The following is a 23,143-nucleotide window of genomic DNA, read 5'->3' on the forward strand; positions in this document are numbered from 1 at the left end:
CCACTCGCCTCAGGATGCGGCCAGGTAGGCCTCCTTGCGCGGCCCGAAGAAATTCATGACGATGCGCTCCACATCCACCACCTGGATGGTGTCGCCAGGCTTGGCGGTCCGGATCAGGTTGCCGATGTAATTGACGCCACCGCCGAACATGATCAGCGGCGCATCGATGTGGCTCTCGCCGAATTCCAGTACGTCATGCAGACCATCGACCAGCAGTCCGACCAGGCGGCCGGCATGGCGCACGATGACGATTTCGCGGCTGTCGGTCGTGGTCGATGCGGTCGACAGCAACAGCTGGCGCATGTCTACCACCGGCACGAACACCGATTTCGCCGCGCCCCCTTCGTGATAGTCCAGCGCGCCCGCCAGGACCGGTTTGAAGGTGGAGGTGGAAAGCATGCGCGAGGCTTCGATGGCTTCGATCACGTTGCCGGCCGGCAGTGCGAAGACAGCGCCGTCGATGGTGATGGTGGCGAATTCGCGCAGCTTGCCGCCGCTGCTGGCGACTTCGATATCGGTGCCGTCCAGCGCACGCACGGCGTCGCTCTGTTGGCCGATGGGCGTGAAGACCATGGCAATCACGTCGTTGACGTAATCGTCGCTGTTCTTGTACTCGCGGTAGCCGAATGAGGTGGTGTGGCCGACCACCATGTAGTGGCCGTCATGGATGCGGATTTCGGCTGCGCTGCTGCCGTTGGCACTGCTGCTGGTGGCCGCGCCCAGCGGCAGTACGCTGCCGGGTGCGTAATCCTGGTGGGTGCTGCAGATGACCCGCCCCTGGCGGTCGGTATAGGCGGCGAAGGCGCCTTCCTGCTCGGGCAGGGCAGAGCCCAGCATGTTGGCGAACTCGGGCGTGGCGTCAAACACGATGGCGATGCCGCCGACCGGCGGACCACTGCGCTCAGGGTGGAAGATGGCCGCGCTGTAGAGATAGGTGGCGGCACCATCGTAGAGTGCCGTCGCTTCGAAGGGCGACACGCAGTACTGACTTGGATCGCTCAGTCGCATCGTATTGCGCAGCAGCTGTTCGTCCACTCTCAGGCCGCCGCCGGAGGCGCCGGGATCGCTGTCTTCGCTGTCTTCGGCCAGGGGCTTGCTCATCGCGACGATGCTGCCGTGGCTGTCGAACACCACCAGCCTGGTGTAGACGGTATAGAGCGCATTGATGGAGACCAGGATTTTCTGGAGCTCGGCCAGTTCGGCGGGCCGGCGCGTTTCCTGGGCCAGCAGCTGGCGCAGGCGCGGGGTCAGTGCCCACCAGCGGCAATCGTTGGCGCGCTCGTAGAGGTTGCGGTCCATGATGTCGACCATCAGGCGCGAGATGTACTGCAGGTCCTGCAGGCTCGACGACAGCGCGGTGGCATACAGGTCCAGGATGGATTCGCGGAAGACTTCGTTGGTCTCGTCACCGGTCTGACTGATTTCCTGCAGGATGGCCTTGAGCCGCAGCAGGTCGCCGGCATCGCCCGAGGCCATGATCTTGCCGTTCCACACCACGCGCCGCAGCGAGTGGTTGATGGAGTCGGCCAGCAGCGTGACGTCGTGCAGGGGTGGGCAGAAGGAGCGGGCATGTGACATCACGCCGGACAGCAGTTCTGCGTCGTATTGCGAGAGCATGTCCTGGCCGGGCTGGCGGAAGGCCACATCGCAGGCCACCATCACATGGCCATACCAGCCCGGGCCGCTATAACCCTGGTAATTGCGCGCGGCGCAGGTACGCGCCAGGTAGTCGCGCCCGGCATGCGTCACCAGCTGGTAGGGGCCTTCCAGCGCCAGCGGCACGGTGCGCCCAACCGGCACGTGTTCGGCATCGCTGCTGGCGATGACGCGTCCGTCCTGGTCCAGCATGAGCATGACGCTGCGGTCGTTGGGCTTGCGCAGTCCGCCGAAGACGTCGTCCATCTCCACCGCCACCGGGAAGCACAGGCACAGCACGCCGATGGTCTTGCCATCCTCGGGGTTGACGATCTTGTGAGAGTAGATCAGCGAGCGTTCGCTGCCGCCGCGCAGATCGGTGACGGCAAAGGTCTCCAGATAACCGTTGGCGGCCAGGGTACGCGCTACCAGCGGGTCGCGGGATTGCGTGACGGTATTGGCAGGGTCGAGATTGGCCAGCACCTGTCCCTGCGGATCGAGAACGAAGATCTCGTCATAGACCGTGTACTTTTGCCGGTAGGCATCGAGTCGCGCCACGATCTGGTGGCGCTCGCCGTCCGGTCCGGCCAGGATGAACTGGCGGATGGCCTCGTCCATGGCCAGGAAGCCGACATCGGCGGTGCGCTCGAACAGGTTGCGGACCACGATGTCGATGATGACCCGGGCCTTGAAATCGAACTCCTGCACCACTTTCGACACGTTCTGTTGCACCAGATTGGCGATGAGCCTCTTTTCCAACTGGTTGAAGCCCTCGCGCGTCACCTTGATGGTGGGCAGGATGCTCTTGGCTTCGGTGGGACATACCATCTTGGCGGTCGATTCGATCAGGCGCCAGGCAACGCTGAGCTCCCTGAGCGAACGTTCGCAGTCGACGACGGCAGGCATGTGCCGCAAAAATTCTTCGGTCTGTTGATTGTCATGCATGATCTTGTGAATTACTAGTTGAAACCCCCATTGGCACTAAGCAAGTAGCGCGCCAATGAGAACGCTTTTCACCTGGCCGAAAGGATGTTCCCGCGCATCGAGACAGGCGCATGATGGGCATGTGACAAACATGTGACCGGCGCGTGACAGGGGCGTAACAGCTTGCAGTTCGGCAACCCTATCGTGGGCAGTGACAGCGCCTGCCATTCGGCCGTGCCATGGTTGCGCTGTGTGCGATTTTTCCTACGTTGGCGTAGGCCATTTTTTGCGAGTTTTGAGTCATTCCCTGATCCCGGCGGCGCCGATAGCGCTTCATAATCATGACCGACGCCCACCTCGGGCGCAGTACTCGAGAGCGGACTCATCCATGCAACGAACGGAAATTGCCCGCACCGTCCTGGTAGTGGAAGACAACACCGATGTCCGCGCACTTTTTTGCGAAGTGTTGCGGACCGAGGGCTATGTGGTCCTGGAGGCTGCCAACGGCGCGCAGGCCTATCATCTGTTGCTCCAGCAGCAGCAGCGGGTAGATGTCGTCCTGACCGACCTGCGCATGCCGGTCATGGACGGGCTGGCCCTGGCGACAAAACTCAAATCCCACGAGCAGCTGGCGGCCATACCCGTGGTGCTGCTGAGCGCCACACCGATGAAGAACGCGTGGCAGGCACGCGAAAACTTTGCGGCGCTGCTCACCAAGCCTTGCGCCTTCACCTTGTTGCTTTCCACCATTGAGGCGGTCCTGTAGAGGAACAGGCGGGCCGGATGTGCCAGTTGCATCAGGGCAAGGCTGAGTCCCGTAGAAGCCGCCTGGCGCGCGCGGTCGAGTGTTTTTGTCGGGAATTTTTCTGCTCATCAGGAACAAGGCATTGGCTTATCCGTTCTTATTTTTCTAAGCTCCATCCATTGGAAAGCTGATCCGGAGGAAAAACAAAAAATGTCCAACAGACCTGTGCTGCGCTTGTCCGACTTCATCCGCTCCCGCATGGAGTTGATCCTGGAAGCCTGGGAGCAATTTGCCAAAACGATCACCCCGCCAGCCTTGACCATGGATTCGAAAGCATTGAGGAACCACGCCTCCGTCATGCTGCGCGCCATCGCCGATGACCTGGACAATACCCAGACCGAAGCCGAGGGCATCGTGAAATCGGAAGGGCGTGCGCCACGCACCGCCGATGACACCGCGGCCGAGACCCACGCCATTGCCAGGCTATTGTCGGGCTTCGATGTGGAGCAGCTTGCCTCCGAATACCGGGCCTTGCGCTCCAGTGTATTGCGGCTATGGGCGCGGGAATGGAAGGAAGGGTATGAAACCAACGTCGACGACATCACGCGTTTCAACGAGGCCATCGATCAGGCACTGGCCGAATCGCTGGCACGCTATACCAAACTGTTCGAACAGTCGCGCACCCTGTTCCTGGCGATCCTGGGTCACGATCTGCGCAATCCGCTGGGTGCGACCATCCAGGGGGCGCAGATATTGCTGCTGGCGGACGACATCAACGATCAGCATCGCAAGATCGCTGCCCGCATCTACAACAGCGGCCATCGCATGAGCAAGCTCGTCAGCGACCTGCTCGACTACACCCGGACCCATCTCGGTGCCGGCCTGCCGCTGGACATCAAGTCCGCCAACATGGGCGAAATCGCTCGACGCGTGATAGATGAAATCGGTAGCGCCCACCCGGATCGGGAAATCGCATTGCAGAGTTCGGGAAAGCTCGACGGCCAATGGGATCCGGGGCGTATTGCGCAGGCCCTGTCAAATCTGCTCGGTAACGCCATACAACATGGCCTTCCTGCCGAGCGCATCGTGATAGCGATCGATGCTGGCGAGGAGGAAGTGGTGGTCTCCGTCACCAACCGGGGACCGGTGATTCCAGAGGAGCAACTCCAGGCGATCTTCGAGCCGCTGGTGCGTCTGGTGGCCTCCGACAGCAGGGAGGGGGATCGGCCCGGCAGCATGGGGCTGGGTCTCTACATCGTACGGGAGGTGGCGATCGCACACGGGGGCTCTGCCACGGCCAGTTCATCGGCTGCCCAGGGCACGACTTTTACCATTCGCCTGCCTCGCCATCGTCGGTAGCGGTTTTGCAAGCATTCGGATTTCGATGACGCCTCCGACAGCGAGCGCCTACGCCAGCACAAGCACTTGGCCGATACGCGAGAGCGTGGCGCAGATTGATGATGCAGGTACTGCGCATGAGCGCAGCGTCATGCAATATCAACCAGGAGCGAAACATGTCGAACCAGAATCAAGGCGGAACCCGCGGCGGTTCCCACGAGCAGCATGTGCAAGCCGGTCAGCAAGGCCACAAGAACGACCAGCAGAACCAGAGCAGCAACCAGGCCGGCCAGCAACAAGGCGGCGGTACCCGTGGCGGTTCGAGCGAGCAGCCTGCGCAGGCTGGCCAGCAGAGTCACAAGAATGACCAGCAGAACCAGAGCAGCAGCGGTGCGGGTCAGCAGCACGGGAACTCCACGCGTGGCGACTCGCCTGAGCAACAGGTGAAGACCGGCCAGCAAAGCAACAAGAACAGCTAAGAAATTAGCTGAGGAAGATAGCCAGGAAGGTTCTGGGTTCTGGAATGTGACGTCAGATCGTGCGACGTTGCGAAATCGGTCTTCCCAGAAAAAAGCGGCGTCGCCTTCGAAGATCGAAGAGGACGCCGCAAAGAGACACACTACCACCAGAAGTACTACTCACTACGGCACTACACGGTACTGCTCAGGTACTGCTTGCTGCGTTTTACAACCCACTGCTCCAACCCACCCGGTACCCCCCTACTGCCTGCCAGGGCGGGCTTCAGACGGGCTTCCCATAACCTCCGCCGCCCGGCGTCTCGATGACAAATACTTCGCCGGCCTGCATCTCGGTACTGGCGACGAAGCCGACATCCTCTTCGCGACCGTCGTTGCGGAGTACATAGTTGCGGCCGCATTTTCCGGGCTCGCCACCATTGGCGCCGAAGGGCGGGATGATGCGGTTGTTGGAGAGGATCGATGCCGTCATCGGCTCCAGGAAGCGGATCTTGCGGATGCCGCCGTTGCCGCCGTGCCAGGCACCCTCGCCACCGGAACCCTCGCGGATTTCATAGCTTTCCAGTCGGACCGGATAACGCCACTCCAGGATTTCCGGATCGGTCAGGCGAGAATTGGTCATGTGGGTCTGCACCACGTCGGTACCATTGAAGCCCTGGCCGGCACCGGAGCCGCCGGAGATGGTTTCGTAATACTGGTAGCGGCCGTTACCGAAGGTGAAGTTGTTCATCGTGCCCGGCGCCGACGCCAGCACGCCCAGTGCACCATACAGGGCATTGGTGATGCAGCTCGAGGTTTCCACATTGCCCGAGACCACCGCCGCCGGATAGCGCGGATTGAGCATGGAGCCTTCCGGGATGATGACGTTCAAGGGCTTTAGGCAACCAGCATTGAGGGGAATCTCGTCGTCCACCAGCGTGCGGAAGACATACAGCACGGCGGCCATGCAGATCGCGCTGGGTGCATTGAAGTTGTTGTTCAGCTGCGGCGAGGTGCCGGTGAAATCGATGTCGGCAGTGCGCCGCTCGTGGTTCACGCGGATGGCGACCTTGATCACCGCACCATTGTCCAGTGGATAGTCGTAGTGGCCATCCTTCAACAGGGTGATGACGCGTCGCACCGCTTCTTCCGCATTGTTCTGGACGTGGTCCATATAGGCCTTCACCACGTTCAGCCCGAAGTGATCCACCATCTTCAGCAGTTCATCCACGCCTTTCTGGTTGGCCGCGATCTGGGCTTGCAGGTCGGCCAGGTTCTGGGCGATGTTGCGCGCCGGATAGGGACCGGAACCGAGCAGGGCCACGGTTTCCTGTTCGAGGAAGCGGCCGCCGCGCACCAGCTGGAAGTTGTTGATGAGGATGCCTTCTTCTTCCACCACGGTGCTGTTGGCTGGCATGGAGCCAGGGGTGATGCCGCCGATGTCGGAGTGGTGGCCGCGCGAGCCGACATAGAACAGGATCTCGCGCCCGTCCTTGTCGAAGGCAGGCGTGATCACGGTGATGTCGGGCAGGTGGGTGCCGCCGTGGTAGGGGTCGTTGAGCATGAACACATCGCCGGGCTGCATCTTGCCGGCGTTCTCGCGAATGATGGTGCGGATGCTCTCGCCCATGGAACCCAGGTGCACCGGGATGTGCGGGGCGTTGGCGATGAGGTTGCCCTGGGCGTCGAACAGGGCGCAGGAGAAGTCCAGGCGCTCCTTGATGTTGACCGAGAAGGCAGTGTTCTGCAGGCGCAGCCCCATCTGTTCGGCGATGCTCATGAAGAGGTTGTTGAATACCTCCAGCATGACCGGGTCGGCGTCGGTGCCGATGGCCTTGCGTTGCGGGCGGGCCTGGTAGCGTTGCATCACCAGGTGGTTCAGCGGCGTGACCTCGGCCAGCCAGCCGGGTTCGACGATATTGGTCGCGTTCTTTTCCGCCACGATGGCCGGGCCGTGGACGACATCGCCGGGGCGCATGTCTTCGCGACGATAGAGGGCGGTGTCGTGCCACTGGCCGCCGGAGAACAGGCGCACCGTCTCGGTGACGGTCAACGGTCCCTGGCGCGGGGGCAGGTATTCGGGTTTTTCTTCACGGTCGGTGGAGATGCCGATGGCTTCCACCGAGATGGCCTCGACGATCATGGTCTTTTCCGGCATCAGGAAGGAATAGCGCTTCTTGTAGGCCGATTCAAACTGCTCGACCATGCCGGCCAGGTCGCCGAAGTTGACCACGATCACCGAATCGGTGCCGTCGTAGCGCAGGTGGGCGCGCTTGATGACGTTGATCTGCTGCTGCGCCACGCCTTGCGTGAGGAGGTCGCCTGCGGCCTGCTCGGCCAGCTTGCCCAGTTCGGCATCGAGTTGTCCGAGCGAGCGGGGAGACAGGGGGAGTTCCATGGCCTGCTCGCGCATGGCGGTCTGGTCGGCCAGGCCCATGCCATAGGCCGACAGCACGCCGGCGAAGGGATGCGCGAAAACGCGTGTCATGCCCAGCGCATCGGCCACCAGGCAGGCGTGCTGGCCACCGGCGCCGCCAAAGGTGGTGAGGGTGTAGTCGGTGACGTCGTGACCGCGTTGCACCGAGATGAACTTGATGGCGTTGGCCATGTTGCCGACGGCGATCTCGATGAAACCTTCGGCCACTTCTTCCGGCGTGCGACGATTACCGGTCTGTTGATGGATCTGTTCGGCCAGTTCGCTGAACTTGGCGACCACGGCATCGCGATCCAGTGCCTCGTCAGCTGCCGGGCCGAAGACCTTGGGGAAGTAGGCGGGCTGGATCTTGCCCAGCATGACGTTGCAGTCGGTGACTGCCAACTGGCCGCCACGGCGATAGCTGGTCGGGCCGGGGTTGGCACCGGCGCTGTCCGGGCCGACGCGATAGCGGGTGCCGTCGAAGTGCAGGATGGAGCCGCCGCCGGCGGCCACGGTGTGGATGCTCATCATGGGCGCGCGCATGCGCACGCCAGCCACCTGGGTCTCGAACTCGCGCTCGAATTCGCCGGCGTAGTGCGACACGTCGGTGGAGGTGCCGCCCATGTCGAAGCCGATGATCTTGTTGAAGCCGGCCGTCTCGGCGGTACGCACCATGCCGACGATGCCACCGGCCGGGCCGGAGAGGATGGAGTCCTTGCCCTGGAAGCGGTGGGCGTCGGTCAGGCCACCGTTGCTCTGCATGAAGAGCAGGCGCACGCCATCCATCTCGCTGGCGACCTGGTCCACGTAGCGGCGCAGGATGGGGGAGAGGTAAGCATCGACCACGGTGGTGTCGCCGCGCGAGACCAGCTTCATCATGGGGCTTACTTCATGGGAGACCGAGACCTGGGTGTAGCCCAGTTCGGTGGCGATGTCGGCCAGCTGCTTTTCGTGTTCGGTGAAGCGATAGCCATGCATCAGCACGATGGCCACGGCGCGATAGCCCTCCTGATGCAGCGCTGTCAGTTGCTGGCGTACCGAGGTGGTGTCCAGGGGGGTGATCACTTCGCCGTGGGCGCCCAGGCGCTCGTCGACTTCCACGACTTTTTCAAACAGCAGTTCAGGCAGGACGATGTGGCGATCGAACAGGCGCGGGCGGTTCTGGTAGGCGATGCGCAAGGCGTCGCGGAAGCCCCGGGTGATCAACAGCACGGTCGGATCGCCCTTGCGTTCCAGCAGGGCATTGGTGGCAACGGTGGTGCCCATCTTCACCGCTTCGACCACCTGTGGCGAAATCGCCTCACCGGGTTTCAGTCCCAGCAGACGCTTGATGCCGGCCACGGCCGCATCCTTGTATTGCTCGGGATTTTCCGACAGCAGCTTGTGCGTCAACAGCGTGCCATCCGGCTTGCGCGCGACGATGTCGGTGAAGGTGCCACCGCGGTCGATCCAAAACTGCCAACGCTGCTCCCCCAACAAATTCTGACCTTGTTCCATGGACGCCCAACCTTTCTGAATTAACTTTATTAGTGCAGTTTATTGATGAATTATTGAGATAGTGCACTCAAACCGTGCGATTGAATGCTGCTTCCTGAGTCGGCCAATCCCCGGCCGAAAATCAAAAAAAGGTCTGAAACCCTTGCTGTGACCGTGTTTCCCACCTTGTCCCCACTTGACTTCAAATTCTGGCACGCGCTTTGCTAATGACACGATCATGAAATTATCGGCATTTAGTCTTTTATTTAAAAATAATTTATTGACATATTATCGATGAAAAATATAGGATTCAACAAAAAAAACAAGTGGAGACAAAAAATGGAAGAAGAAGCAAAGCAATAAGGACGTGGCATCAGTGCGCGTCGCCATTTTTGGGAATGAAACCGTGTTGGCAGCAGGTCCTGTCAGCCGGCATGGCGACATTCCCTCAGTCCGAATCCGTCAGTCGATAGTCAACAGTACGAACCGCATCACCTGGGCCGCGATGGCCTGGCTGTCCCCGCAGGGGGGCGTCCATGTCGCGCAGGTTTCGAAGATGGCAGTAAGCCTTGCTGGTCAGCCAGCGAGGAGGGCGTTGTGCAACCTTCTTCCGGGAACCGGTTGCAATGCGCCTCGGTAATTTGGGGTAGCTCCCGCTAAAGGCTTCATGCAGTGGGGGATTTTGGGTGTCATTCAATACAACAAGGAGCGTCTCATCATGCTAGGTCTCATCTCCAACAGCGTCAAAGCGGTCCGCACGGCAGGGGTAGCGGTCTCGTTTTCCCTGGTCGCGTTTGCGGCACACGCGCAGCAGCAAGAAATCAAGATCGGTGTCATCTATCCTCTGAGCGGTGCTGCCGCCTCCACCGGCGCCGAGATGAAGGACGCGCTGGAACTGGCTGCCGACATCATCAACAACGGCGCCAAGGGCGTACCCAACCTGCCGTTTTCGGCCGGCGGCGGTCTGCCCAACCTGAAGGGCGCCAAGATCAAGCTGGTGTTCGCCGATTCCCAGGGCAACCCGCAGGTCGGTGCTACCGAAGCCGAACGCCTGATCAGCCAGGAGAAGGTCGTGGCCCTGGTCGGCAGCTATTTCAGCAACGTCACCGCCACCACCAGCCAGGTTGCCGAGCGCTACAAGGTGCCTTACCTGAACCCGGAATCGTCCTCGGCATCGCTGACCCAGCGCGGCTTCAAGTGGTTCTTCCGCACTACCGCCCACGATGACCTGTTCGTGAGCAACTTCTATGAGTTCTTCAAGGAGCTGGAAGCCAAGAAGGGCATCAAGGTCAACAAGCTCGGCGCCTTCAACGAGAACACCCTGTGGGGCAACGAGACCACCAAGCTGGAGACCAAGCTGTCCAAGGACCGTGGCTTCGATCTGGTCAAGACCGTGGTCTATCCGGCCAAGAGCACCCAGCTGACTTCGGAAGTGCAGCAGCTCAAGGCCGCCGCGCCGCAGGTGGTGCTGCAGTCGTCCTACCTCGGTGACGCCATCCTGTCGATGAAGACCTACAAGGAGCTCGGCTTCAACCCCGACATGATCCTGGCCAACGACGCCGGCTTCATCGATACCGAGTTCGTCAAGACCCTGGGCAAGGATGCCGACTACATCATCACCCGTGATGTCTGGTCGCTCGACCTGGCCGCCAAGAACCCGCTGATCAAGCAGGTCAACGATCTGTTCTACAACCGCTACAAGATCAACTTCACTGGCAACTCGTCGCGCACCTTCACCGGCCTGATGACCCTGGCCGACGCCATCAACCGCGCCGGTTCGACCGATGCCGAAGCCATCCGCAAGGCGCTGGCCGAGACCAACATCCCGGGTGACAAGCTGATCATGCCGTGGAAGGGCATCAAGTTCGACGAGCACGGCCAGAACACCCTGAGCTCGGGCATCCTGCTGCAGATCATCAACGGCAAGTACTACACCGTGTGGCCGTTCGACATGGCTACCCGCGACGTGGTGTGGCCGATGCCGAAGTGGGATCAGCGCAAGTAAGCAGGCGATAGCACTCATGGTGCCACGGGGAGGGCGGCCGGCAGGATTGACATCAATGTCAGTCATGCCAGCCGTGGCAGCGCCGCCCTCCCCGCGGAAAAATCTTCATCGCAGGCGGCTGATAAGACGGTGCGTGAATAGTTCGTTGGAGGGAAAAATTATGTCTTGGGATATTTTGGCGCAGACCCTTGCGTCCGGTTTGCTGATCGGACTGATCTATGCGCTCGTTGCCATCGGCCTGACCCTGATCTTTGGCGTCATGGATATCGTCAACTTCTCGCATGGCGAGTTCCTGATGTTCGGGATGTACTCAAGCTTCTGGTTGTTCGCCCTGTTCGCGCTCGACCCGATCTTCACCCTGCCGCTGACGGCATTGTTCCTCTTTGCGCTGGGTGCACTGCTCTACAAACTGGTCATCCGCAAGATCACCAATGCACCGATGGTGTCGCAGATCTTTACGACCTTCGGCCTGATGATCCTGTTCCGCGGTATCGCGCAATTCTTCTGGAAGGCCGACTTCCGCACCATCGAGAACTCGATGGTCAGCGGCCAGGTGTCGATCGCCGGCATCCAGATCGGGATGCCACAGCTGACCGCTGGTCTGGGCGCCATCATCGTCACCGGCGTGATCTATACCTTCCTCACCCGTACCCGTCTGGGCGCGGCACTGGAAGCGACCGCCGCCGACAAGGAAGCCGCCCAGTTGATGGGCATCGATTCGCAGAAGATGTTTGCCCTGGCCTGGGGGATCGGCGCGGCCTGTGCGGGCGTGGCTGGCGCGCTGCTGTCGACCTTCTTCCCGATCTTCCCGGAAGTGGGCGCCAACTTCATCCTGATCGCCTTCGTGGTGGTCAACCTGGGTGGCTTCGGCAGCGTGGTCGGTGCCCTGATCGCCGGTGTGCTGGTGGGCCTGATCGAAGTGATGGGCGGCTTCCTCCTGGGGCCGCAATACAAGATGCTGATCGTGCTGGCCTTGTTCCTGGGGATGCTGATGTTCCGTCCGCAGGGCCTGATGGGCAAAGCTTGACTACGCCACCGATCGCCACCGATCCAGACAAGAAAGAAAATCCATGTCCAAGAATACATCCGGCCTGATCATCACAGCGCCACCGTCGGGCGCGCTCGCCAACAAGATGCGCATCGCCCTGGCGATCCTGCTGGTGGTGGCGGTGGCCTTGCCCACGTTCGTCACTTCTCCCACCCACCTCAACCTGGCGATCCTGATCCTGATGGCGGCCCAGATCGGCGTGTCCTGGAATATCGTCGGCGGCTATGCCGGTCAGGTCTCGCTGGGCCATGTGGCCTTCTACGGCATTGGCGCCTATACCTCGGCCATCATGTTCTCGATCTGGGGCCTCAGTCCCTGGATCGCCATGTTGACCGGCGGCGTCATCGCTGCCGCTACCAGCCTGGTGATCGGCTGGTCCTGCTTCCGTCTCAAGGGCCACTACTTCGCGATGGCCACCATCGCGGTGGCCGAGATCATCCAGATCGTCTTCACCAACTGGGACTTCGCCGGCGCCGCCGTCGGGTTGACCATCCCCATGGGGGAAGAAGGCTGGTCCAAGATGATCTTCAGCGGCAAGGAGCCCTACTACTACATCGCGCTGGGTCTGCTGCTGTTGACCTTGCTGGCCAATGCCTGGATCGAGCGCAGCTATCTGGGCTACTACTTCCGGGCCATCAAGGATGAACCGGATGCCGCCCGCAGCCTGGGCGTGAGCCTGTCGAAGTACAAGCAGATCGCCTTTGCCGTGAGCAGCTTCTTCACCGCCATGGGGGGCAGCCTGTATGCCCAGAAGGAACTCTATATCGATCCCGCGTCGGTGCTCGGCACCGGCATCTCGATCAAGATGGCGCTGGTCTCCATCCTGGGTGGTATCGGCACCCTGTTCGGCCCCATCGTCGGTGCCGGCCTGCTGACGGCCATCGAGGAAGGCACACGTACCCTCTTCGGCGGCACCGGTCGCGGTACCGACCTGATCATCTACGCCGCGCTGATCATCGCCATCGCGGTCTATTACCCGAACGGCATCGTCGGTTACGTGCGGACCTATCTGGCCCGCCGCAAAGCCAACAAGCAACATCAGGAGGGCAGCAAATGAGCCTGCTTCGTGTCGAGAACGTCTACAAGAAATTCGGCGGCCTGACCGCCAACCAGGATATCTCCTTCAATGTCCAGGTCGGCGAGATCGTTGGCCTGATCGGTCCCAACGGCGCCGGCAAGACCACCATGTTCAATTGCATCGCCGGCTATTCGCCGCCGACCACCGGTGACATCTGGCTGGAAGACGTGAAGATCTCCGGCATGAACCCGGAGCAGTGCGCCCGCATCGGCATCGGCCGTACCTTCCAGGTGGCACGCACCTTCACCAGCATGACCGCGCTGGAGAACGTGATGGTGGGGGCCTTCCTCAATGAGCATAGCGTCTCCAAGGTGCGGGACACGGCGCGCCAGCTGCTGGAGTTCGTCAATCTCGGACGCTTCGCCGACAAGCCGGCCGGCAGCATGACCATCAGCGAGCAACGTCGCCTGGCAGTGGCCCGCGCATTGGCGGTCAAGCCCAAGCTGCTGCTGATGGATGAAGTGATGGCCGGCCTCAATCCCACCGAGGTGAAGGAAACCGTGGAGGTGGTGCTGAAGATCCGCGACCGTGGCATTTCCTGTCTGATCGTGGAACACGTGCTGGAAGGCATCATGCCCATCGCCAACCAGATCGTCGTGCTGGACTACGGCAAGAAGATCGCCGATGGAAGCCCGAGCGAGGTTTCCAACGACCCGCACGTGATTGCCGCCTACCTGGGAGATGAATGATGTTGCAAGTAACCAATCTGCGCGCCAGCTATGACGGCGTGCTGGCCTTGTCCAAGGTCGACCTGGAAGTGAAGGCCGGCAGCATCGTGGCGCTGGTCGGCGGCAACGGCAATGGCAAGTCCACCACGTTGCGTGCCATCGCCGGCCTGAACAAGCCGGACGCTGGCCAGATCAGCTTCGAGCGCCAGGATATCGGCAAGATCCCGTCCTTCGACCGCGTCAAGCTGGGGCTGTCGCTGGTGCCGGAAGGCCGTCGCCTGTTCCCACGCCTGACGGTGGAACGCAATCTGGAACTGGGCGCGTATACCCGCACCGACAGCAATGAAGTGGCGGCTTCCCTGGACGAGATGTATGCCACCTTCCCCATCCTCAAGGAACGTCGCCATCAGCTGGCCGGCACCATGAGCGGCGGCGAACAGCAGATGCTGGCCATCGGTCGCGGCCTGATGGCCAAGCCCAGGCTGTTGCTGCTGGACGAGCCGTCCTGGGGCATCGCACCCAAGTTCGTGACCAAGGTGTTGGACACCATCCAGCAGATCAACGCCAAGGGCGTGTCCATCCTGCTGGTGGAGCAAAACCTGCACAAGGCGCTGGACATCGCCCACTACGGCTATGTGATCCAGACCGGGCGCATCGTCATGGAAGGCAGCGGTGATGAATTGCTGTACAACGAAGACATCAAGAAGGCCTATCTGGGCGGTCTGTGACATGCAGACCCGCCCCATGCCCGAGAGGAAAGCCGTGACAGACCGCCTGAACGAGTAGCCCATCGGGATCGATCCGGCGTCGCGTTCCCGGGACGCCGCTTCCCTCCGCATCGCGAGCGACGGCGGTTGCCGTCATGAACCAAGGACTTTTATGTTGACGCATAAATCCCTGCTGGAAGCGTACGTCCATGCAAAAGACAAAGGCAGTGCCGGGCTGATCCACGACATCTTCGCGCCCAACGCCATGTTGACCATTGCCGTGTGCGACGACGCCATTTCTTTTCCGCCGCTGGTGGTGGGCAGCGAAGGGATCGCGCAGACGCTGGTGACCGATTTCGGTCGTCAGTTTTCGCAATGCCGCACCTATTACCTGGCCGACGTGCCGGCCGGTGCGGCGGCGCAGATCGATGACCTGCCGTGGCTGGTCATCATGCGCGACAAGCTCCAGGCCAAGCTGCGCATCGGACGCGGTAGCTATCGCTGGTCATTCGTCCCTGAGGGTGAAGGCTGGCGCATCTCGGAAATGCATATCCGCATCGACCGCATGGATAGCCTGCCCGACAGGGCGGGCGGTCTGGTGACGACGCTGCAGTCCTTTCTGCCTTATCCATGGTTGCAGCCGGCCGTGCTGGACGGGGCGCTGGCGCCGCTGGCCCGTTGCAATCCGGCGTTTGCCTTCGTCACGGAATTCCTGTCTGAAAAATTTGAAAGGCTGGAGCAGGGCGTGTTCGCTCCGGCGTGAATGAGGACCCCGAAGAGGGTCGTGAAAGCAGTGGTTTTGCAGTTCCCGTTCAAGCGCTGGAAGCAAAAAGGCCAATTGCTTCCGGTGTGCGGCGGGCTGGCGCGTATCGGCATGGAAGGGCGCGCACGATCATGCCGATACGCGATTTTTTGGAAATCATTTACGGGGAATCACAATGAAACAACGGATTTTGGCTGCGTCGATCATGGCTGCGGCAGGTATCTACGCTCTGCCGGCATCGGCGCAATCGTCGGTGACCATCTACGGTCTGATCGATACCGGTTACGTCATCGAAACCGGTGGCGCTGCAGGCAAGGTGAACAAGCTGACCAGCGGTATCAGCGGCGGTTCGCGCATCGGCTTCAAGGGGACTGAGGATCTCGGCGGCGGCATGTCGGCGGTGTTCCTGCTGGAGTCAGGCTTCCAGAACGACACCGGTGCACTGGGCCAGGGCGGTCTGCTGTTCGGTCGTCAAAGCTATGTCGGCCTCAATGGCGGCATGGGTTCGGTGCTGGTGGGACGTCAGTACACACCGCAATACATGACGCTGGCCATGGTCGATCCGTTCGGCACCGGTTATGCCGGCGATGCGGCCAACCTGATGCCCAACACCGGCAACAGTTCCAGCCGCATGGACAACACCGTCAAGTACATCTCGCCCAAGGTGGGAGGATTCACCAGTGAACTGGCTTACGGCTTCGGCGAAACGGCCGGCTCCACCAAGGCCGCCAGCCAGATCGGCGCTGCCGTGCAGTATGCCAACGGTCCGCTCAATGTGCGCCTGGGCTTCCATGGTCGCAACAACGACACCACCACCGCCGAGACCAGCAGCGGACGCAGCACCTTGCTGGGTGCGGTGTACGACTTTGGCGTGCTCAAGCTGCACGGCGCCTATGGCATCAACAAGGGCGTCAACAGCTCGCCGCTGCGCAGCACCGTCAATTCCTATGGCACCGGTCCCGTGTTCGCCTCCACCGACAGCGCCGACATGCTCATCGGCGTGACCGTGCCATTCGGCGTGCAGCATACCGTGCTGGCTTCGTACATCCACAAGAACGACAAGACCGCCCGCAACCAGGACGCCAACCAGGTCGCGTTGGGATATCGCTACTCGATGTCCAAGCGCACCGATCTGTATGCGATGTATGCACACATCAGCAACAAGAATGGCGCACCGTACACCGTGGGTAGCTCCATCGAAACCGGCTCCGGTAACAGCGCCTGGAACTTTGGCATCCGCCATACGTTTTAACGGCTTTTTCCGGCGCATGCAGTCTTGAGGGGGAAAAGGTAAGTAGTGCCTAGGTTTCTCGGGCAGGCAGTTTCTTACTGTGCGTGACGCCGGGCCTGATTGCCGACGGCTCCATGTCTTGAGGGGAGTCGTCGGCCAGGTGCGGAGGAGATGCAGGCTGACACCATCGTCGTTACCGCATTTCGACTTGCAAGGAGCATCCACATGAAGTTGAAGAATCTGAACATCGGACAACGCCTGAGCGCAGGTTTCGGCATTGTGATTTTCCTGATGCTGGCGTTGACGGCCATTGGCGTGCTGCGCCTGAACCAGATCAACGGCAGCATCGCCATGATCGCCAGGGATTACTATCCGCGCACCGTGATGGCCAACTCGGTCAAGAGTGCGCTGGACGAGACGGCGCGCAGCATGCGCAACCTGCTCTTCATGAGCACGGTCGACGAGATCAAGGGCGAGCTCGACGCCATCGATCGGGCCGGCAAGACCATCGACAGCACGCTCAAGCAGTTTGCCACCAATACCAGTTCCGAAGACGGGCTGCGCATGCTCAAGGCGGTCAATGCGGCACGTGCCCAGTACACGCCGGTGCTGAACAATTTCATCGCCGCCGTCAAGGATGGACAGGTCGAGCAGGCGCGGGACCTGATCCTGCCCGAGATCGCCCCCTATCAGAGCGCCTATTTCAAGGCCCTCGACAATCTGATCGCCTACCAGGGCAGTCGCATGGAAGAGGGCGGGCGCGACGCCGAACAGGTGGCTACCTCGGCCAGCATGCTGATGATTGCCATGGCCAGCATCGCCACGCTGCTGGCGGCGCTGGTGGGCTATTCCGTCATGCGCGGCATCACGCGCCCGCTCAATGCCGCCATCAATATTGCCGAGCGTGTGGCCGGTGGTGATCTGGCAGTCCAGGTCGAGGCCACCGGCTCGGACGAAACGGCCAAGCTGCTGGCGGCGCTGCAACACATGCGCGACGGCCTGGTGGGCGCAGTGATGCAGGTGCGCGAGGGGTCCGACGCCATTTCCGTGGCGGCCCGTGAGATCGCGGAAGGCAATGCCAACCTGTCGGCCCGTACCGAATTGCAGGCCGGCACGCTGGAAGAAACCGCCAGCTCCATGCTGGAGCTGACCAATGCCGTCAACCAGAACGCCGAGAACGCCCGCGAGGCCAACCATCTGGTGCTCAACGCTTCACAGGTGGCGACCCAGGGGGGCGACGTGGTCACCCAGGTGGTCAGCACGATGAAGGAAATCAAGGAGAGCTCGCGCCAGATCGTCGACATCATCGGGGTGATCGATGGCATCGCCTTCCAGACCAATATTCTGGCGTTGAACGCTGCCGTGGAGGCAGCCCGCGCCGGTGAGCAGGGGCGCGGGTTTGCCGTGGTCGCCGCCGAGGTACGCGCCCTGGCCCAACGCAGCGCCGCTGCTGCCAAGGAGATCGCCGGGCTGATCCAGAGCTCGGTGAAGAAGGTCGATGCCGGTGGTGCGCTGGTGGATCAGGCCGGGCAGACCATGCAGGAGATCGTCTCCAGCGTGAAACACGTGGCCGACATCATGATCGAGATATCGGCGGCCAGCGACGAACAGAGCGAAGGCATCCGCCAGATCAATCAGGCGGTCGAGCAGATCGATGACATGACCCAGCAGAACTCGGCCCTGGTGGAACAGGCGGCCGCGGCTGCGCAGCAGATGCATGACCGTTCGTTGGCGCTGGGGCGCGCGGTATCGATCTTCAAGACACAGGGTGCGCAGGCAAGCCAGACGACGCACGAACCTGGCGCGGCGGACTGGGAATTGTCGGGTGAGCATGCCGGGGCGCCATTGGCATGGACGCCGGAGGACAGGAAGTTGCTGGTGGAAAAGTGAACTGCAGATTCAACAGAGCCCAATCTGGCTCACCTTGCCGAGGAAATTGGGGTTTAAAATCGGGGTTTCTCGACTGACCGCCGGCGGCGGGAGAAATCTCTCGACGATATTTCCTGTGGCGGTCAGTGATCTTGTCTGCTTTCCAAAGACCTTTATGCCAACCGAAAAGAAAACCCCAAAAGCCAATTTCGCCCAGCCCAACACCCCAGGCAAGGTGCCGATCGTATCGTCACTGCATCTGGCGTCAGGAAGGAGCAAGGAGTTGAGCGAATTCGAGTTCGGCATGATCATCGCCAGCAATGCCTTCAACCGTTGGATGATCCGCTGCATTTCAGCTGCGGGCATGAAGGACATGACGGCCACCGACGTTCTGGTATTGCACCATATCAACCACCGCGCGCGAGAGAAGAAGCTGGCCGACATCGCCTTCATCCTCAATATCGAGGACACGCACGTGGTCAATTACTCGCTCAAGAAGCTGCACGCCCTGGGCCTGGTGAGTACCGAGCGGCGCGGCAAGGAAGTGCTGTATTCGACCAATGAAGCGGGGCAGGACGTCTGCAAGCGCTATTACGAGATCAGGGAGCAGCTGCTGGTCTCCAGCCTGACGGGCGACAACACCGAGAGCTACGAGCTGGAAGAGCTGGCCCGGTTCCTGCGCGTGCTGTCGGGCTTGTATGAGCAGGCGGCGCGGTCGGCGACGTCGATGTAAGAACAACAGGGCGGCCGGCCGTCCGCGGGCCGGCACCTTCTCGCAGCACCCTACCTGCATCGCCCAGACTCCCCCTCAATCCATGCGGACACCCTCCAGGGTGTCATGCCGCCTGCTGCCAGGCACGCCGCTGACCTGTCCGCGAGCAGTCATCCGGGCGAGCCTAGCCCCTGATACTCGCTGCGTCGCTTCATGAAGCGGTGGTAGGACATCCGCAGATGAAGGCGCATGACCTGGCGCGCCAATTCGCCATCTTTTGCTTCCATTGCCAGGACCAGGTCCTGGTGATGATGCAGGCTCTGCTCCAGTTGTGCCCGCTCATAGAGGTGGAAGGAACGGACGATGATGGGCATGTCGATGATGGTCTCCAGCATCGCACGCAAGCGCGGTGATGCGGAATAATCGAGGATGGTCCGGTGGAAGGTGCTGTTGGCGGCCTGGATCTTTTCGACCGAATTGGGGCCGCCATCCCGGATGGCGGAGGCCATCCGTTCATTGCTGTCCTTGAGGATCTTCAGCATTTCCTCGTCGCCACGCTCGGCAGCCAGGCTGGCCGCGTAGGGCTCCAGCAGCATGCGCAGCTGGAAGGTCTCTTCGATATCCCACTCGCTCCAGGCAGCCACGTGGATACCCTGGCCGGCGTCGGCAGTGGCCAGGCCTTCCTCGACAAGACGTCTCAGAGCGGTCCGCACGGGCGTACGACTTACGCCCAGTTCGCGTGCAAGCGGTTCTTCCTTGAGCTGGGTGCCTGGCTTGTATCGTCCTCCGACAACACGCTGACGGAGTACTTCGTAGACCTTGTCCTTGCCGCGTTCCACCTTCGATGCTCCCGTTTCCATTGCCGATGGCGGATTCTATATGCGCCATCCCGACCTCGTCCAACGGTGCAGTTCATTAGCCTTGAATGTCCCAATATTGTTCTTTTTGTGGTTTTTTTAAGCTACGGGTGAAACTGATTTGCCTTAATTGTACTTTTTTTGTATTCTTCGTAAAAATATTCAAACCGGAGACACCGATGCGCATTGCAATCGTCGGCATGGGCGAAGTAGGTCGCTGCTATGCCAAAGCCCTCTATGCAGCAGGGCATGAACTGATCCTCTGCGAAGCCTTCCCTTCCCCGGCGGCCCGGGAGCTGGCCAGCCAATGGAACCTGGAACTGCACCAGCAGCCAGGCGTTTGCTTCGAAAATGTACATTGGGTGTTTTCCTGCGTGACCGGGGCACAGGCCCTGGCCGTGGTCGAACAGGTGGCGCCGTTCCTGGACGCGGGGACCGGATTTGCCGATCTGACGACCGCCAGCCCGGAGACCAAGAAGCAAGCCTTCGCCACCGCCCGTGCGGCTGGATTCGAATACGTGGATGTGGCCATCATGGGCGCCATTTCGCTCAACTGGGAAAAGACCCCACTGCTGGCGGCCGGCCACAAGGCCGCCGATTTCAGGGAGGTGCTGCTCACCGCCAACGGCCGGGTGCAGGTCATCGAGGGCGCCAGCCCGGGCGCTGCGATTTCGCTGAAGATCCTGCGCAGCATCTTTACCAAAGGCATGGAAGCCCTGGCGGTCGAGCTGTTGATGAGCGCCGAGAAGCAGGGCGTACGCGAAGAGCTGTATCACCAGTTGAAGGATATCGACGAGACCCCACTGCGCAGCTTCATCGACATGCTGGTGCGCACTCACGTGATCCATGCAAAACGCCGTGCCCATGAAGTCCACGATGCGCGCCGGGAACTCGACGGCCAGGGACTGCCATCGCTGGTGCTGCCGGGCGTGGAAGAGCGTTTCAATACCACTGCGGCGCTGCTGGAGCGACGTCCACTGGACGTGGACAACCCCGACGTCGGACAGGCTCTTACCTGGTTGCTCGCCGATGGCGACGCAACCTGACTTCAACTTCCAACCCAGGACATATCCATCATGACCACCAAAGAACAGATTACCCAGTTGCGTGAGCTCGGTTCGGCCACGGTCTACGAAGCACAGGGTGCCAAGGGCGCCCTCGACCACGGCATGAAACCGATCGATCCCACCTCTCGCCTGGCCGGTCCGGCCCTGACGGTGGATGCACGCCCGGGCGACAACCTGGTGCTGCACTACGCAGTCCTGCAGGCCAAACCGGGCGACGTGCTGGTGGTCGATGCCAAGGCCTTCATGGAAGCCGGTCCGTGGGGTGACGTGCTGACCGTGCTGGCAATGAAGCGGGGTATCGCCGGACTGGTGGTCAATGGCTGCGTACGCGATGCGAACACCATCATCGATCTGGGATTCCCGGTCTTCTGCCGCGGCCTGTCCATCAAGGGTACTGGCAAGCACCAGCCGGGCAGGGTCAACGTTCCGGTAGTCATTGGCGATGTCGTCATCCATCCTGGTGACATCATCGTGGGTGACCGCGACGGCTTGGCAGTGGTGGCAAAGGACGACGTCGACGCGACCATCGCCAGCAGCATCGCGCGCGAAGAAAAGGAAGAAAAGATGCGTCGTGCCATCGAGGACGGCGCCTCCACCGTCGAGCTCATGAAGTTGCAGGACATCCTCAAGAATTACGGACTGGTGTAAGCCACCGAAAGGGAGAGCCGGCGCAAGACCGGACTCCATCTTCCTGCCTGCTCCTGGCTGATGGTGCCGGGCGGCGCAGACGAAAAACAGAAAATGCTTCAATCGCTGAAGGAGACTTGAATGGAAGCGGTAGCCATGGAACGTACGAAGTCGAAGAGCCATTTCAGATGGGTCATCGGCGCACTGATTTTCATTGTGTACACGGTGGCTGCAGCCGACCGTGCCAACCTGGGCGTCGCCTTGCCGTTCCTGCGCAAGGAATTCGTGATGTCCAACACCGAAGCCGGTGCACTGGCCAGTATTTTCCTGTTCGCCTATAGCCTTGCGCAGTTGCCTTCCGGCCTGGCCTACACGCGCTTTGGCATTCCCCGCGTGTTTTCGCTCGCCATGTTGGCGACCTCCCTGTTCACCGGGCTGATCGGCACGGCCTCATCGCTGCTGATGCTGAAGATCTACCGCTTCGGCCTGGGATTGGCGGAAGGACCCCTGCCCATCGGGATCACCTCGACCATCAACAACTGGTTTCCGGCGCGCGAAAAAGGCACCATGACGGGGATCTTCCTGGCCGCCGCCAAGTTCGGCCCGGTGCTGGTGCCGCCGGTCTGTGCGGTCATCATCCATTACTGGGGTTGGCGCTATATCTTCTACATCTTCGCACTGCCCGGCATCGTCCTGTCAGTCGTATGGCTGCTGGTGGTGAAGAACCGGCCCTCGGAAAGCCGCCATGTGTCCGAGGAGGAGCTGCAGCACATCAATGACGATCGGGCCGCCAGCGGCACCGCCCAGGCCTCGAACAGCAAGCGCGATTTCGCCCTGCTGGATCGCCTGATCCGCACCAGCAAGGTCGCCACGGTCGATACGACCAAGGGCATCTTCCGTTCATGGAACATCATGGGCGCGGCGCTGGGCTATTTCTTCATGACGGCGATCGTGAACGTGCTGCTCGCCTGGATTCCCACCTACCTGATCAGCGTCAAGGGCTACTCCGTGACCAATATGGGCATGGTCGCTGCCGCCCCCTGGGTGGGCGCGGTGATCGGCAATCTGCTGGGCGGCATGATGACCGATCGCCTGCTCGACAAGCGTCGCAAGCCGGCCATGCTGATTTCGGCGTTTTTCACCACCATCATGATGGTCATCCTCGTCAACTCGCCGGCCGATCCCTTCCTGTATGGCTCGCTGCTGCTGCTGACGGGGATCCTGCTCAACATCGGCTATTCCACGTACATGGTCTATCCGATGGGCATGACCTCCCGCAAGGTCTATCCGATGGCCAGTGCGATGGTCAATACACTCGGGCAACTGGGTGGTGCCTGTGCGCCGCTGATCGCCGGTCTCTTGCTGGACAACTACAGCTGGAGTTATGTCTGGGTGTTTCTGGCGGTGTGCTCGGTGCTGTGCTTCATCACCATCCTGACCATTCGCGAGCCGGCGCAGGCTTGAACGGTCCCGTTCGGCGCTGTCTCTCGCTTCTTGGCGGAGGACGGCGCCTGCGAGGGGA

The 23,143-nt window shown here is 61.2% G+C and carries 18 protein-coding genes; 15 read left to right on the forward strand and 3 right to left on the reverse strand.

The features are described 5' to 3' along the window. Nucleotides 1-9: 9 nt before the first annotated feature. Entirely contained in the window at nucleotides 10-2,541 is a 2,532-nt protein-coding gene (locus tag I5R65_RS06425) for a chemotaxis protein CheW (RefSeq protein ID WP_180665523.1), read from the reverse strand. A 406-nt stretch (nucleotides 2,542-2,947) separates the two neighbouring features. Here I5R65_RS06425 and I5R65_RS06430 point away from each other — a divergent pair, with 406 nt between their 5' ends. The 3 genes from I5R65_RS06430 (at nucleotide 2,948) to I5R65_RS06440 (ending at nucleotide 5,121) form a co-directional block, all read left to right on the forward strand. Further along, nucleotides 2,948-3,325, forward strand: coding sequence for a response regulator (locus tag I5R65_RS06430; RefSeq protein ID WP_180665525.1), 378 nt, complete (start codon nucleotides 2,948-2,950; stop codon nucleotides 3,323-3,325). A gap of 189 nt (nucleotides 3,326-3,514) precedes the next feature. Continuing rightward, nucleotides 3,515-4,663 (forward strand): sensor histidine kinase, encoded by a 1,149-nt coding sequence (locus I5R65_RS06435; RefSeq protein ID WP_180665527.1) that lies wholly within the window; start codon nucleotides 3,515-3,517, stop codon nucleotides 4,661-4,663. Between the two features lie 155 nt (nucleotides 4,664-4,818). Beyond that, entirely contained in the window at nucleotides 4,819-5,121 is a 303-nt protein-coding gene (locus I5R65_RS06440) for a hypothetical protein (RefSeq protein WP_180665529.1), read from the forward strand. Between the two features lie 262 nt (nucleotides 5,122-5,383). Here I5R65_RS06440 and I5R65_RS06445 read toward each other — a convergent pair whose 3' ends face one another. Next, complete coding sequence (locus tag I5R65_RS06445; protein ID WP_180665531.1) at nucleotides 5,384-9,010, reverse strand: hydantoinase B/oxoprolinase family protein; 3,627 nt, start codon at nucleotides 9,008-9,010, stop codon at nucleotides 5,384-5,386. 697 nt (nucleotides 9,011-9,707) lie between these two features. Here I5R65_RS06445 and I5R65_RS06450 point away from each other — a divergent pair. From I5R65_RS06450 to I5R65_RS06490, 9 genes are all read left to right on the forward strand, one after another. Then, nucleotides 9,708-10,994, forward strand: coding sequence for an ABC transporter substrate-binding protein (locus I5R65_RS06450; RefSeq protein WP_180665533.1), 1,287 nt, complete (start codon nucleotides 9,708-9,710; stop codon nucleotides 10,992-10,994). A 160-nt stretch (nucleotides 10,995-11,154) separates the two neighbouring features. Then, a complete protein-coding gene (locus I5R65_RS06455) occupies nucleotides 11,155-12,021 on the forward strand; it encodes a branched-chain amino acid ABC transporter permease (protein WP_180665535.1) in 867 nt (288 codons plus the stop codon). A gap of 43 nt (nucleotides 12,022-12,064) precedes the next feature. Continuing rightward, on the forward strand, nucleotides 12,065-13,099 hold the full coding sequence (locus I5R65_RS06460; protein ID WP_180665537.1) for a branched-chain amino acid ABC transporter permease: 1,035 nt from the start codon (nucleotides 12,065-12,067) through the stop codon (nucleotides 13,097-13,099). After that, nucleotides 13,096-13,809 (forward strand): ABC transporter ATP-binding protein, encoded by a 714-nt coding sequence (locus I5R65_RS06465; protein ID WP_180665539.1) that lies wholly within the window; start codon nucleotides 13,096-13,098, stop codon nucleotides 13,807-13,809. Before I5R65_RS06460 ends, I5R65_RS06465 begins: the two co-directional genes overlap by 4 nt. Further along, the gene (locus I5R65_RS06470; protein WP_180666281.1) at nucleotides 13,809-14,516 is read left to right on the forward strand and encodes an ABC transporter ATP-binding protein; all 708 of its coding nucleotides are present in this window, start codon (nucleotides 13,809-13,811) and stop codon (nucleotides 14,514-14,516) included. Before I5R65_RS06465 ends, I5R65_RS06470 begins: the two co-directional genes overlap by 1 nt. Nucleotides 14,517-14,667: 151 nt before the next feature. After that, nucleotides 14,668-15,258 carry a nuclear transport factor 2 family protein gene (locus tag I5R65_RS06475; RefSeq protein WP_180665541.1) on the forward strand — a complete coding sequence of 197 codons (591 nt, stop codon included), beginning with the start codon at nucleotides 14,668-14,670 and terminating at the stop codon, nucleotides 15,256-15,258. A 175-nt stretch (nucleotides 15,259-15,433) separates the two neighbouring features. Then, nucleotides 15,434-16,510: a porin gene (locus tag I5R65_RS06480; protein ID WP_180665543.1), complete on the forward strand. Its 1,077-nt coding sequence runs from the start codon at nucleotides 15,434-15,436 to the stop codon at nucleotides 16,508-16,510. A gap of 204 nt (nucleotides 16,511-16,714) precedes the next feature. Beyond that, nucleotides 16,715-18,379, forward strand: a complete 1,665-nt coding sequence (locus I5R65_RS06485) for a methyl-accepting chemotaxis protein (RefSeq protein WP_180665545.1) — start codon at nucleotides 16,715-16,717, stop codon at nucleotides 18,377-18,379. A 154-nt stretch (nucleotides 18,380-18,533) separates the two neighbouring features. Continuing rightward, the gene (locus tag I5R65_RS06490) at nucleotides 18,534-19,091 is read left to right on the forward strand and encodes a winged helix DNA-binding protein (RefSeq protein WP_180665547.1); all 558 of its coding nucleotides are present in this window, start codon (nucleotides 18,534-18,536) and stop codon (nucleotides 19,089-19,091) included. A gap of 149 nt (nucleotides 19,092-19,240) precedes the next feature. Here I5R65_RS06490 and I5R65_RS06495 read toward each other — a convergent pair whose 3' ends face one another. Beyond that, a complete protein-coding gene (locus tag I5R65_RS06495; RefSeq protein ID WP_196872158.1) occupies nucleotides 19,241-19,930 on the reverse strand; it encodes a GntR family transcriptional regulator in 690 nt (229 codons plus the stop codon). 176 nt (nucleotides 19,931-20,106) lie between these two features. Here I5R65_RS06495 and I5R65_RS06500 point away from each other — a divergent pair, with 176 nt between their 5' ends. The 3 genes from I5R65_RS06500 to I5R65_RS06510 all read left to right on the forward strand — a co-directional run bounded on the left by I5R65_RS06500 (nucleotide 20,107) and on the right by I5R65_RS06510 (nucleotide 23,085). Next, on the forward strand, nucleotides 20,107-20,973 hold the full coding sequence (locus tag I5R65_RS06500) for an NAD(P)-dependent oxidoreductase (RefSeq protein WP_180665549.1): 867 nt from the start codon (nucleotides 20,107-20,109) through the stop codon (nucleotides 20,971-20,973). A 30-nt stretch (nucleotides 20,974-21,003) separates the two neighbouring features. Further along, a complete protein-coding gene (locus I5R65_RS06505; protein WP_180665551.1) occupies nucleotides 21,004-21,642 on the forward strand; it encodes a 4-carboxy-4-hydroxy-2-oxoadipate aldolase/oxaloacetate decarboxylase in 639 nt (212 codons plus the stop codon). 120 nt (nucleotides 21,643-21,762) lie between these two features. Beyond that, nucleotides 21,763-23,085, forward strand: coding sequence for an MFS transporter (locus I5R65_RS06510; protein WP_180665553.1), 1,323 nt, complete (start codon nucleotides 21,763-21,765; stop codon nucleotides 23,083-23,085). Nucleotides 23,086-23,143: the final 58 nt, after the last annotated feature.

This window comes from Herbaspirillum sp. AP02, from assembly GCF_015767275.1.
In the GTDB taxonomy this organism is placed as follows: Bacteria; Pseudomonadota; Gammaproteobacteria; order Burkholderiales; family Burkholderiaceae_D; genus Herbaspirillum.